The 13,723-nt window shown below is 39.9% G+C and carries 6 protein-coding genes; all 6 read right to left on the bottom strand.

The genetic code is table 11. The annotated features are described in order from the left end of the window. Positions 1 to 23: 23 nt before the first annotated feature. The 6 genes from nifJ to ACESSZ_RS02165 all read right to left on the bottom strand — a co-directional run bounded on the left by nifJ (position 24) and on the right by ACESSZ_RS02165 (position 13,672). The gene (gene nifJ, locus ACESSZ_RS02140; RefSeq protein ID WP_017144701.1) at positions 24 to 3,530 is read right to left on the bottom strand and encodes a pyruvate:ferredoxin (flavodoxin) oxidoreductase; all 3,507 of its coding nucleotides are present in this window, start codon (positions 3,528 to 3,530) and stop codon (positions 24 to 26) included. A gap of 411 nt (positions 3,531 to 3,941) precedes the next feature. Beyond that, positions 3,942 to 11,225, bottom strand: a complete 7,284-nt coding sequence (locus ACESSZ_RS02145; RefSeq protein ID WP_008687321.1) for an MSCRAMM family protein — start codon at positions 11,223 to 11,225, stop codon at positions 3,942 to 3,944. Between the two features lie 127 nt (positions 11,226 to 11,352). Beyond that, positions 11,353 to 11,484 (bottom strand): hypothetical protein, encoded by a 132-nt coding sequence (locus ACESSZ_RS02150; RefSeq protein WP_008687320.1) that lies wholly within the window; start codon positions 11,482 to 11,484, stop codon positions 11,353 to 11,355. 53 nt (positions 11,485 to 11,537) lie between these two features. Further along, entirely contained in the window at positions 11,538 to 12,347 is an 810-nt protein-coding gene (locus tag ACESSZ_RS02155; protein ID WP_008687319.1) for a hypothetical protein, read from the bottom strand. Between the two features lie 31 nt (positions 12,348 to 12,378). Continuing rightward, positions 12,379 to 13,149, bottom strand: a complete 771-nt coding sequence (locus ACESSZ_RS02160; protein ID WP_008687318.1) for a hypothetical protein — start codon at positions 13,147 to 13,149, stop codon at positions 12,379 to 12,381. A 61-nt stretch (positions 13,150 to 13,210) separates the two neighbouring features. Beyond that, positions 13,211 to 13,672, bottom strand: a complete 462-nt coding sequence (locus tag ACESSZ_RS02165; protein WP_008687317.1) for a hypothetical protein — start codon at positions 13,670 to 13,672, stop codon at positions 13,211 to 13,213. Positions 13,673 to 13,723: the final 51 nt, after the last annotated feature.

Below are 13,723 nucleotides of genomic sequence, written 5' to 3' on the forward strand. Positions count from 1 at the left end.
TTTGTGCCAGCTTTACAAGTTTCTTACATTGATTCTTTAGCGATAGCCAGTAATCTCTTATGACGTTTCATAGCATCTTTCTTTGTCTTTTCAAACATTTCGTATGCTGTTTCGCCTTTCAGCTTAGGCAGCTGAGAGTAGCGTGTTTCCGTCATCATGAAGTCTAACATCTTATCGTAATCAGGCTCTTTAGAGTCGATTGTCAAAGGCTGTTCTTTTCTTGGGTCATAACGATACAGATCGAAGTAACCACATTCTACAGCTTTCGCCTGTGTTCTCTGGTGGTTAGCTAAACCGCCCTTGATACCGTGTTCAGCACAAGGAGAGTAAGCCAAGATCAGAGATGGTCCATCATAGCTTTCTGCCTCTTTGATTGCTTTCAGTGTCTGTGCCTTATTTGCACCCATAGAGATAGCAGCTACATATACATGACCATATGCCATAGCAATCTGTCCTAAATCTTTCTTAGCTGTTGTCTTACCACCAGCTGCAAACTTCGCGATAGAAGCTGCCTGACTAGATTTAGAAGACTGACCACCTGTGTTAGAGTAAACTTCAGTATCTAATACCAAAACGTTTACGTTCAAATCGTTTGCCAATACATGGTCTAATCCACCGTAACCGATGTCATAAGCCCATCCGTCACCACCGACGATCCAGATAGATTTGCTTACTAAGTCAACTTCAGCCAATTCTTTTACAGCTGGAATGTCAGATTTAGCAGCCAATTCTTTAATCGTTGGAGCAATTGCTCTTTCCGCTTCACGATCACCGTGAACTTCCAGATACTTAGCAAATGCATCTTTCAGAGCTGGTTCAACATTTTCCATGTTGTCTTCCATAGCTTTCAAGATACGAGCTTCTTTGTAGTTCTGAGATAATGCCATACCATAACCGAATTCTGCATTGTCTTCGAACAGAGAGTTCGCCCAAGCAACACCTTCACCGTTTGCATCATTTACAAATGGAGTAGATGGAGTTGAAGAACAGTAGATCATTGAACATCCAGTAGCGTTTGCAACCAACATGTCTTTACCGAATAACTGAGAAACCAGTTTGTAGTATGGAGTTTCTCCACATCCAGGACAAGATCCACTTACTTCAAAGTAAGGCATCAAGAACTGAGAACCCTTCACTGTATCTGTTGGGAAGTATTCTGTTTTGTATTCTGTTTGTTTGAACAGGTAATCTGCCAATGGTTCCTGATCAAGTTTTTCATTGATATCAACCATTTCCAGAGCCTTGTTACCGCCCTTACCTGGACATTCAACAGCACACAATCCACATCCTACACAGTTAGCAGGAGTTACCTGGATACGGTATTTCAAGTTTTCAACACCTTTACCCATTGCCTGGATTGTCTTGAATTCCATTGGAGCGTTAGCAACTTCTTCATCTGTCAATAAGAATGGACGAATCGTTGCATGAGGACATACGAAGCTACAGATACCACACTGGATACAGTTTTCTGGATGCCAAGTAGGAACCTGAACAGCAATTGTACGTTTTTCATTAAATGCTACATTATTACGGATAGAACCATCCAGTAAGAAGTCTCCTGCAAATGCAGATACTGGCATATCGTATCCTTCCAAACCGTTGATAACTGCGACATGGTTATCGAAGTATTCATCACCAGTCAGTTTACGATCTGAGTTGTAAGGCAGATCAGCCCAAGTAGGGTCAACAGCGATTTCAACCAAGCCGTCTTTACCAGCATCGATAGCCTTGTAGTTCAGCTGAACAACAGCATCACCCTTCTTAGAGTAAGATTTCTTAGCAGCTGCTTTCATCAGATCAACAGCCGTTTCTAATGGCATGATCTGCTCATTCAATGCGAAGAATGCAGACTGCAGAATGGTATTTGTTCTACGTCCCATACCGATTTCCTGAGCAATCTTCGTTGCGTTGATGATGTAGAATTTCGCATGTTTCTTAGCCAACTGTGCTTTCATACGATTTGGCATATGCGCAACGATTTCTTCCTTAGAGAATGTTGTATTCAGCAAGAAAGTACCGCCTTCTTTAATATCTTTGACCATGTCATATTTGAACATGTAAGCGTCTAATGAACAAGAAATGAAGTCAGCGTTGCTGATGTAATATGTTGAGTGAATTGGAGAATGTCCAAAACGCAAGTGAGAACGTGTTACACCACCGGCTTTTTTAGAGTCATATGCAAAGTAAGCCTGTGCATACATATCTGTGTTATCACCAATGATCTTAACCGTAGATTTGTTTGCAGAAACGGTACCATCAGAACCTAATCCCCAGAACAGGCAGCTAGTGTAGTCTGCAGGGATATGGAAGTTTTCATCCCAAGGCAAGCTCAAATGCGTTACATCATCATTGATACCAACAGTGAAGCCATTGATCATTTTTTCTTCTTTCAAGTGATCAAATACGCCCTTAATGTGGTATGCCTGCGTATCCTTAGATCCCATACCATAACGTCCACCGATGATTTCGATATCTGTATCTTTTAATGCAGCAAGTACATCTAAGTACAGAGGTTCACCAGTAGCACCAGTTTCTTTTGTACGGTCTAATACAGCAATTTTCTTCACTGTCTTAGGCAATACAGCAGTTAAGTATTTTACAGAGAATGGACGATACAAGTGAACCTTGATCATACCAACTTTTTCACCCTGTGCAACTAATGCATCAATGGTTTCTTTTGCAGCTTCTGTTACAGAACCCATCGCAACGATGATACGTTCTGCATCTTCAGCACCATAGTAAGTAAATGGCGCATATTCACGTCCTGTGATCTCGCTGATTTTCTTCATGTAATCAGCAACGATATCAGGGATTGCTTCAAAGTGTTTATTTCTAGCTTCGACACCCTGGAAGAAAATGTCGTCGTTTTCAGCACCACCACGGGTAACTGGGTTCGTGTGTGGGTTCAAAGCATTTTTACGGAATTTAGCCAAAGCTTCCTGATCGATCAGGTCTTTGAATACTTCAGTATCCATTACTTCAATTTTCTGAATTTCATGAGATGTACGGAATCCATCAAAGAAGTGCAGGAATGGTACAGAACCTTTGATTGCTGACAAGTGAGCAACACCAGCCAGATCCATTGCTTCCTGTACAGAGTGGCTTGCCAACATACAAGCACCTGTCTGACGGCATGCATATACGTCTTCGTGATCACCGAAGATGTTCAATGCTCTTGTAGCTAATGCACGTGCAGCAACGTGGATAACGCCTGGCAGACATTCACCAACCATCTTATAGATGTTAGGAATCATCAGCAACAGACCCTGAGAAGCTGTAAATGTCGTAGCCAGTGTACCTGCCTGCAATGCACCGTGTACAGCACCAGCAGCTCCACCTTCAGACTGTAATTCAGCAACTTTTACTACGCTGTCAAAAATATTCTTGCGACCTTGAGTAGCCCACTGATCCACAACTTCAGCCATTGGTGAAGATGGAGTGATTGGGTAAATCGCAGATAGTTCGGTAAACGCATAGGCGCAATGAGCCGCAGCTGTATTACCGTCCATTGACATAAATTTCTTAGTCATTTGTTTTCCTCCTTGCATAACTTTATACTCCCATATTATAAAACTAAATTTGTGATTTTACTAGGTATTTTCTTGTATTTTTATGAGTTTCTAACTATTCTTACTCAAAAATTTCCAACTTTGAAAAGTTTGTTGCTTATTTTTTCACAAATTGTAAATAAATGATTTACAAATGAAAGAAAAGAGGCGTTTTCATCCTCTTTTCCTTTACCGATATTGTTATTTAGGCATGTGAAAAACCTTATGGATCCTCGTTTTTCATATGCTTCATTTCTCATGCATCAGTTCTTATAAAAGCCTTCCCCTCTGCTCTTTTTCTCTTTCAAAACATTCTGATTCGCAAGGCTTTCTCCACCTGTTTGCTTGTTTTTTTCATCATTTAATTCTTTTCCATTCCCTTATTTATTTCATTTATTGAATAACGATGGTCAGATCATCTAACTCGCTGCCAACATCGTAAAATAAATCATTACGGGTATTAATAATGGTGATCGTGCGTGTCGCATCACTATTGATATCCACGCTGGCTGTACTTGTTTCCTTTCCATCATCAATGATATAGCTGACGGCATAAGGACTGGACATTTCTTCGATCGTATAGCTTTGATATGCCAGATTTTCCAATCGCTCACTGAAGCCATTTTCCTTATCCAAAGTCACCATGCGCTCAAAGTCATTTCCACTGACTCGGATAATGAAGCTTTGCGTGGTTGGTAAGACCAAAGAACCATCTTTTTGACGCAGGCGTTTGGTTAAGGTCATCGTTCCATTTTGTACGTTAGGCAGACGATTGATGATACCGATGATATTGGTACGCTGGGCGGTTGCCTCAAAACGTGCTTCATCTAATAATTCAGCGGAATTCACCAAATATTGCACAGGATATGGAGAACCAATCTCACGAATTTCATACATGCCGCTTGGATATTGCGTCAAGGAACGATGCCAAGAATTTGCTTCGTTTAACTCATAGCTGTCACGAATATTTTCACCGATGATTTCAAAGCGGAAAACCTGTCCGCTAGCCGGTGGTAGATAGTTATCCTCATTATCCAACATATATTTAAATACTTCAATTGTATTTTGATTGATGGTTCGCTCATTAATGACTTCTACGATATGGCGTTTCCCCGGAGTAATGGTAACCGCTGCACTATCGGTTTCCGTTCCGCCATTGACACGATAGGTCACCCGATAAGCATCCTGATCAATTTCGCGAATATTATAAATTCCTTCACTTAAATCCCGTAGTGTATACGTGAACGCATTGCCCCCATTCAAAAGAAGTTGCTGCTGGAAGGAAGCATTGGATACCTCAACCACATATTCATCCCCATCGGCTGGACGTACCAGCGTACCATTTGCCTGACGGATAAATTTTGTAATTTCTAACGTCGATAAGATGGAAGCGCGAGTATTGAGAATCTTTACCGTATGCATCGTGCCATCAACATCAAACGCAGCCTGCTCGCTTTCTTCTTCATTATCTACAATATAAGAAACCTGATAATTTTTTGCCAGTTGCTCAATGACCTGATATCTTCCCCTTGGCAAGTCATTCACATGAATCTGCCAATTATTATCCTTATCTAATATAAAGCGACGTTCATATACATCACTGATGATATCCACATCAAAACGTTCATGATCATTTGGGACGACCAATTGACCTTGGGCATTGCGCACTACTTTATTAATTGTCAATGATCCAAGTGTACTCGTATTGCTTGTATTGATCATCAAAACCAGATTACGGTTGCCTTGCACCCTGACGATGCCATGACGTACCTCACTGCCGCCATTGACGATAAAGCTGACTTCATCATTTGTGTCGACCTCATCAATCACATATGTGCCATCCATCAGATTGCTAAGCGTAATCGCAAAACGATTGGCGGCATTTAAAGTAAACACCTCATTATAACCCGGTTTTGATACATGAACACGAATGCTGAAGGAGGCAGGAGGTAATTCTAATTCTCCACTTGTCAGATTGCGGACATATTTTTCGATACGGATACTGCCGGTTTCCTTTGGTTGTGCATCAATGATATTTACCGTATTGACATTATTGCGAACCGTTACCACAGCTCTGGCAACTTCGCTGCCGCCATTGATGATGAAACTCACATCATCCTGTGCATCAACTTCATCAATCACATAAATACCATTTTCCAGATGATCTAAACGAATCATCCAGTTATTCTCTTTATTTAAGATAAAGTTCTGATTAAAGCCTGGTTTGGATACATGCATGGTAATCTGGAAATCATTGGATGGTTTTACAAGAGCATGATTTCGACGAATAAATTTCTCCATCAAAATACTGCCGCCAGGCTGTTTTCGCGTATTGATGATTTGTACGGTATTACTATTTCCCGCTACTTCAACGATGCCATAATCACATTCACTGCCGCCATTGACGATAAAGCTGACCTTATCGCTAGTTGTTGTTTCCGCAATGACATATTGTCCGTCTTCTAAATGCTCCAAAGTAGCCATCCAGCCATTTTCTTCATTCAGTGTGACCAGCTGATTGAAATTTGGTTTTGAGATATGGAAGACATATTCCCCTTTGGTTGGTCGTATGAGTTCCCCATGCTCACGTACATATTTAGCAAGTGTGATACTGCCATGTTCTCTTTCATGGTTCACCACTTGCACACTTGTCTGATTGCCTGCTACCTTGATAATTGCCTCATCCAAATGTTGTGTGCGATTGATGATATATGAAACGCGTTCACCATGCAGCTCTATCACCTCATACGTACCAGGACGCAGATTCTTTACACTTGCTCTAAAATCATTTTCACTCGTCAAGGTAAAGGTTTTTTCTTCTCCATTGCCCCTTACCATGACTTCAAAAGATCCACTCGTTGGACGAATCAATAAATCACCACTCATGATATATTTCGAAATGTCAATACGTCCCAACTGTGTCTGATAAGGATTAATAACATTGACGGTGTTGGCATTGCCCTGTACATGCACCATGGCCCGTTTGCTTGGGGTGGCATTGTTTACTACATATAAGACATCACGACCACTTTCCTCACTTACCTCATACCAGCCATCCTCTAAATTCCGCACACTGGCATAAAAATGATTGGCATGATTTAATAATACCCTGCTACTATGCGTTTCTCCTTTGATCATGATCCAATACATAGCATCAACATCCGGATAACGATAACAACCTTCTTCATCCTTAAGCAGTTTACATATTTCAATACTTCCCTGATGGTGCGTTGTCTCATTGATGATCTTCACCGTATTCATCGTATTTGCAATCTGCAGCTGCGCCTTTTCACTTTCCATTTCGCCATTGACAATATAGCGCGTATCCTGTGCACCCAACTCTTTTACTTGATACATGCCCCATGCCAGATCCTGTAAATGCACACGCCATTTATTATCGGCAGATAGTGTCAGCACCTCACGGAAAGCATTTGGTCCACTTACTTCCACTTCATATTCCATATCGGTATCCGGACGTTTGAAACAGCCACAATTTTCATCACGGATGACCTTGCTGATTTCCAGTGTGCCTTTTGCACAATTGGCTACATTCACACTAGTGATACGCATATCCTTTTGTTTCAGCACAATGTCCACACTTGGCTGCTGCACGCCATCTACCAGATAATAATGTTCATCAAACGCTTCATTTGTCTGCTGCATGATACGATATGCACCACGATCGACTTCCACACTTTGACACCAATGATTTGCCTGATTTAAAACGAATGTTTTTTTCTTCTCTTGACTGATCACATCCATATAAAAGACATCAGACGCATTTGGAGATACGATATCCTGCGTACAATTTTTCACCACAGCCTCTAAATGCAATTTCACTCTGCTTGGTTGACGGTTAATTACATGCACCGTAACATCGTCTTTCCCCACTTCAAAATAACCGCGCTTACTTACTTCCCCATCATCGATTTGATAGACAACATCAGTTCCGCCATGCACCTCGATGATTTCATAAACCCCGCTTTCCTGCTGTTGCAGCACCTTCGTCCAATGATTTTTTGCATTTAGTTCAAACATCTGCTTGCGCCCATTATGCAGCAGTGTAATCTGAAACTGCTCCTCTGGCTTAGGCATCTGCAAACTTCCATCTGCATCCTGGATATGCTTTTGGATGGTGATATCCGCTTTTTTATTGGAAGATACCACAACATTGACACAAACATGTTCTCCATTTAATTCAATACATACCACATCTTCAAATACCTGACCTTCGATTTCAAAACGCACCTTGTAATTTCCTTGAACACTTACCGTATATGCCTGTGGTTTCAGATCACACAAGCAATCACAAAATTCATTTTCATCTTGTAAGGTTAACGTATATTCTTCCTGTTTGCTTGTAACTGTGACAGCTATCTCATCCTTTGGCTTTGGCATCAATAAGGTACCATCCTCATCTATGCAGCCTTGAAATTCAATACAGCCCTTCTTTATTGCATGATTGATAATCGTAACACAAACATCCTGTTCATCAAGATCAACAACAGCACTTTCACATGGCAATTCATTGACAATATAGCTGACATGATCCGCATTTGCTTCACGAACTTCATAATGACCTTTTGGCAAATCATACAGACGCATACAGAAATCATTCTCATGCGATAAGACGATTTTACGTTTATACTCTTCACTTTCCACAATGACATCAAAACGTTCCCAGCGTTGTGGGCGGCGCAGTGTGCCATCTTCATCTTCTACTTGCTTGTTGATTTCCATACAGCCAATGAAATCTTCTTCATTTATCAGCGTGATATGCTTTTCTTCTCCATCATATAAGAAATAACCGGTATCTTGTAAACTACCGTTGATATCAAACAGTTTGCATTCATGCTCTAGTTCACTAATTTCATAATGCTGCTTTGCCAGATTGGTAAGACAGACACAGAAGTCATTATCGTGATGCAATTCATAAATCTCATGACAGTTTTTACCTTTTAATAAGATACGATAACAGCTGTCAGGATCTGGCATAATGATACGATCAGCACAGCGCAAACGCTTTTCAATACATACCATACCATGCATACGTGGTGTATTGATGATATCTACATCGATATCTTCCATACCTAAGGTAACATCAGCTGAGGCTACCGGTTTCCCGTTTATGCGATAGGTGACATCATAATCCTCACATAACTCGCGAATGCTATACTGTCCCTCTTCTAAATCATCAAAATATACACAGAAATCGTTGCGTTCATTCAGGTGGTACGTGTGTGTAAAACCTCTGCCCTTTAATTCAAATGTGAAACTATCTTGAGGACAAGGCATGACAAGACTTCCATCCTCTTGCTGTACATATTTAGTAACGGTTAGCATTCCACTGCAATCTCTAACTTGATTAATGATACCAATCGAAATATCATTTAATCCCAATGTCACCTTAGCAAAATTAGATTCTTCACCATTGATGACATAGCTGACATGATACCCCATCGTATCCTTTTGAATGATACGATATACTCCTTCAGCCAGATCATCCAATAATACACACCAACCATTGCTGGCTTTTAAGGTCGTATGCACACAGGTGTCAACACCTTCCACAAGAACATCAAATGCCTCTTTGGGCTGTGGAAGACGTGTCGTTTTATCACAATCCCGAATAAGGGTATATAGTTTTAAACGTCCGCTGTGTTTACGATGATTGATAATCAAAACTTCCTGATTACAGGTTCCCAGATAAACAAAGGCTTCCTCCATCACTTCACGATTCACCAGATAACTGACATCATAATTCTCACAATCACATTCACGTATCTGATATTCTCCCGGCTGTAAGCCTTCTAATAAAATACACCAGTTATTGGAAGAGCGCAGGGTATAGTTTTCACAGAAACAAGGACCGCTGACTTCCACACAAAATTCTTCATCTTGACTTGGTTTTACCAGCTCTTGACTGTTGGTTTCTTCATATTTACAAATTTTTAAAATACCGCTGCTGCAAGTACGCACAGAATTGATGATTTTTACCTCGTTGTCGCAACAATCATCAATCACAAAACGCGCACTGCTGCATTCTTTCCCTCCATTGACCTGATATTGTACCTGATACTCTGAATCACTGCATTCTCTGACTTCATAGCCTCCAAAACGCAGATCACAAAAGCTCATGCACCAGTCATTATCAACATTTAATTCAAAATCACGTTTACAGAAATAAGAGCTCAGTGAGACTTGAAAGCACTCATCTTTTTGAGGCTTTACCAAATCACCATTGGCATTACGGACATATTTACAAATACTCACACTGCCCCGATTGCGTTCTTCATTGATAATCGCAACACTGTTACAGCCTCCACACATGATATCAACAATGGCACTGGTACGCTCTGGTCCATCGTTCACACGATAGGTCGTCATATAATCTTTATCTGAACATTCTACGACCTCGTAACAGCCTTCACAAAGATCTGCCACATCGACACAAAAATTATTATTGGCATTTAATAAGAAGGTATCATTACGACCACAACCACACAACATGACCTTGAAAGAGTCCTTCTTATCCGGCTGTGTGATACAACCATCACAGCGACGAATAAACTTACAGATGCGAAGAGGACTTTCTTGTTGTGGATTACAGGTATTGTCAGGATCGGTATTAATAATCAGCACCGATGCTTCCTCACAGCTGTTTAATTCTAAATTGGCATAATTTGTTTCTTTTCGCCCATTGACGATATAACTGACCTCATAGCTGGCATTATCGCTGATTTCCGTAATATCATAATAGCCCGGTTCCATATCGAATAAGGTGACACAGAAATTATTTCGCTCATTTAAACGAATGATGCGATCTTGATTCCAGGCGATAATACGGACCTGAAATTCTTCAAAACGATTTGGCCGGCATAATTCACCGCAAGTGCTGCGAATGTATTTCTCAATGGTTATGCTGGTCGTATCACTTTGGGCATTGATGATTTGCAAATGATTTTCACCCTGTGTCATTTCAAAGACATTATCGACATTCGCCACATCGTTAAAGCTATAACTGACAGAAAAGCCTCGCTGTGGCATTTCTTCAATTGTATAACGATTTCCCACACGCAGTTGCTCAATGACGATGTGAAATTGGTTTTCCACATTCAAAGTGAAGCATTGTTCACATCCTCGCATATCCACGATACGTATTGGAAATTCCCATTGCGGATCTATTGGCATACGGCAGCCATCACGATCCAGCACTACTTTTTCAATATGCAATGATGTTAAAGGAATGCGACGATTGATAATTTCAACTTCTCTTGTTTCGCTTGATCTCTCGTCAAAAACAAAATTGATATAATCCATTTCACTTTCTTCACCATCTAGTTTATAGGTGATGGCATATTCGTCTTCATGTAACATCTGTTGGCCATTTTCATCCACCTGTACTAAAGCCAACTGTACTCCTTCCACATATTCCACTACGACACTGCCCGTACCGCTTTGCGCATCAATGGGAATATCATATTCACGGCATACGTCCTGTGAATCGCAAAGTTTGACATGACGCGTCGTTTCATGCAGCCATGGCGTTCCATCTTCCTGCTGCTCTCTTACTGTAATCCGCATGGTTCCTACAAAATCACAGGGATCATTTTCTATCGTTTCAAGAAAGCTAATGTGCAGCCTGTTTGCCAAGACTTCCTTTAAGCGTTTGCTCATCTTCATCCTCCTATCGTATATAAGCAATCCAATCCTTATACATTCTAGTATATGAGCCCGCCCAGAAATTGTTCTATGTACCGTTCGAAAAGATAGGCAAATTCCACATCATCATTTAAAAAAACCGCTAATTCCAAAGCGGTTCTACTTGAATAAGCAAATAAGGCTGATCATCCTTGCGTAAGAAATGTATCCGCAAGGTCACATACGTATCGTCTAATTGAAGTGTAATAACGATCGGTATAGATACTTCATTCATCCATTCATCATCCTTTACCTTATAGTATGTTCCTATTTCAACATGTCACAAGCTTATACATGAATATCATCATCAAAAATACAAATTAAGACCATATAATAAAAACTTAAAGCAATGCACATGATTATGCCATAAAGTAGAGAAAGTATTGCCGGTATCGCAATATTCACATTATCCAGGACACTTGCCATTAACGTAAACAGTTGTAAAAAAGGATTTGCTCGTGTCATGATATCAATAACGGCCGTTGCCGGAACCAATGAAATAGAAATCTCAAACATCGCATCCATACAGCTATAATATATGGCAGCGATTGCTCCCAAAGCAAGCAATGAGTAAAAGACGGATTGATAATGTCGTAAAATAATCAGCAAGGCATCTTTCAATATGCGCAAGGGATGCTTCTTACCATTTAGTATTTCCAAAATAGCAAATACTTGCCAGGGAATATAAAGCATAAGCAGTAGCAGCAAGATTGGTGTCAATAGATATTGTAAAAACGCCAGATCTTGATTTTCCATAAGTAAGTAGGATACAAAACTGCCCCCAGCCATCAATAGAAAAAACACACTTTGGGTCATAATCAGCGGTATGCGACAAGCTTTCATATCCACACGCAAATCATCATCTCGCTTTTTCTTTAGAAACTGATACAATACCAGCATGTACACATAAGCAGAAACAATGACTAACACATATAAAATCCCATAAAATAATAGGGTATTTCCATTCCAATACATGAAATTCGCCAAAATTGTATATACGGAACAATACAAAAAGCTAGTCAGCATTAAGAGCATGACAAAATTCTTTACTTGTCCTTTAAGATTTGTAAATTCCATAAATTCTTTCCATGCTTTCATATCCTTACCTCATTTTTCTCTATCAGATTTATTACGAGCGTTCTCTGCTCATTTCATATACATTTGCTAAAAAGGTATACAGCACGACAAGTATTACATATTGTACTAAGAAATACACAATACAAAATGCTAATAACAGCCAGATCGTTTCCATATGATCTGCCCCTTGCTGAACAAGTGTTAACAAAGCCTGTTCTAAGGAATCGCTCTCCTTAATAAATGGCTTTAATACCATGCTTAAACCAATTTGCGATAGGATATTCCACAGCACATAGAAACCACCTGCCCAAAATAAGGCGGATGCCTGTACTTTCATAATGTGCAATGGTTTTATGAATAAATCTTTAATGTGTGTATCCTGATCATAGATCAGCCAGGCAATGCAGGCATACCAATAGACGAAAAACAGGCTGAGAAACGCAGATACCAGCATGTATAAGATTGGTAAAAAGGCACATACACTGACAGCTATCTGCAAAAACAGTTGCAACAAGCTTAAGCATAAACCAATGACAATCTGTTCACCGGCCTTAGAAAAAGAATAGCGGATATCCTGTTTGCGGAAACGTAAACTTCTGACCCTTTGAATAAACAGAAAGAGCATCGTATTATTGACCACTACACAAAGCAGCGATAATGCCAAAGAAAGCAAGGTTGCTCCTAACCCATTACCCAAAAAACCGCCAACATTTTGGATGAGTGCTATTAGTAAGGAAACAAACAGCAGCCATCCATATAGAAATAGGAAATGCCCTTTTAACTGCGTTTTCACCTGCATCTTGATTTCATGATAAGTATCCATGTCCATCTTCCTCTCAAACACAGTGTATTATATCATATCGTCCGTAAAGAAAAAAGCAACATTACAATGCATGCTGCTTTCCTATGGCTTTTTCACAGGGAGTGGACACATACGTAACAAAGTAACGTGCCACCTTTTTTCTTCCCAAACATTTTAAAGCAATGCTTTCCTGATTACGCAATACGATATTGAGTACATCCAGATCATTGCGACTGCTGCTAATACTCCATTTTTCAACATCTTCCCAAAACAGCAAGAAACATTCATCCTTGCCATTATTTAAATAAAAGATGGCATATTTATCATAAAACTCAATCAACGTCACATCTTTCACAAACAGCAGATAATATAAAAACATGAACGTAATAACGATACCAATCAGATATAGACGCGTAAACATCAATGCTAAGCCTATCGCAATACAAACCAAGATAAACAGATAAGGTTTTGCGTTGATATGGTCAATCAATTCTCCATCTGTGGGAAGATTTCGGATTTTTAATATCTTACTTCTAACGTTCATCTTCAGACACCTTCTTATCTAAAATTTATTATATCTGAAAATTTATTTATA

Source organism: Eubacterium sp. 3_1_31 (genome assembly GCF_964249515.1).
Lineage (GTDB): Bacteria > Bacillota_I > Bacilli_A > Erysipelotrichales > Erysipelotrichaceae > Longicatena > Longicatena caecimuris.

Coding starts and splice junctions, on each gene's coding strand:
- ACESSZ_RS02160 (WP_008687318.1), bottom strand. CDS start 13,149: ATGGATACTTATCATGAAATCAAGATGCAGGTGAAAACGCAGTTAAAA.
- ACESSZ_RS02150 (WP_008687320.1), bottom strand. CDS start 11,484: ATGAATGAAGTATCTATACCGATCGTTATTACACTTCAATTAGACGAT.
- nifJ (WP_017144701.1), bottom strand. CDS start 3,530: ATGACTAAGAAATTTATGTCAATGGACGGTAATACAGCTGCGGCTCAT.
- ACESSZ_RS02165 (WP_008687317.1), bottom strand. CDS start 13,672: ATGAACGTTAGAAGTAAGATATTAAAAATCCGAAATCTTCCCACAGAT.
- ACESSZ_RS02145 (WP_008687321.1), bottom strand. CDS start 11,225: ATGAGCAAACGCTTAAAGGAAGTCTTGGCAAACAGGCTGCACATTAGC.
- ACESSZ_RS02155 (WP_008687319.1), bottom strand. CDS start 12,347: ATGAAAGCATGGAAAGAATTTATGGAATTTACAAATCTTAAAGGACAA.